Below are 558 nucleotides of genomic sequence, written 5' to 3' on the forward strand. Positions count from 1 at the left end.
ATGCCGAGCGTGCTTAACATCCCCGACGGCCAAAACAGCGTCAGCGCAAATGCGAGCGCCACGCCGATGCGAACAGCCATCCAACGCGGCTCGGGCAGGAAATGCGTTTTCAACAACAAATACATGCCGACAAATACCACCACCCTTGTGATCGTTTGGCTGAGCGCATAAGCAGTCATCGTGGGAAATAACGCGTGCAGCCAGACGATGCCGGTCAACTCCGAACCGAGGGCATTTCTTGACAACTTGCCGTTGGCGATTTGCGGAATCTTCGCGTCAAGCGGCCCGGTGATTTTTCCGCTTTCGGAGAGCACCTTATACCAAGCGATATTGGAATCCAAATTATCGTGGACGCGAATATGGGCGTTTTCGCCAAGGAGAAAGAGCGGGGACACGTAAAGGGCGATGACGCCAAGCGCCAAAAGGAAAAATCGCCGCTCGCTTTGTACGTCCATCGGCATGACGCTCCTATTTCCAAGTTTCTATTGGATACGATGTGCAATTAGGAGAAAATTATTCCTAAGGACGGTCGAAGAGGGTGGTGATTTATGAAAAGGG

The 558-nt window shown here is 52.2% G+C and carries 1 protein-coding gene; it reads right to left on the minus strand.

The annotated features are described in order from the left end of the window. On the minus strand, positions 1 to 455 hold a 455-nt coding region (locus VU18_RS15435), incomplete at its 3' end, for a DUF6044 family protein (RefSeq protein ID WP_047758432.1). Between the last annotated feature and the right edge of the window lie 103 nt (positions 456 to 558).

The organism is Geobacillus sp. ZGt-1, assembly GCF_001026865.1.
Taxonomy (GTDB): domain Bacteria; phylum Bacillota; class Bacilli; order Bacillales; family Anoxybacillaceae; genus Geobacillus; species Geobacillus thermoleovorans.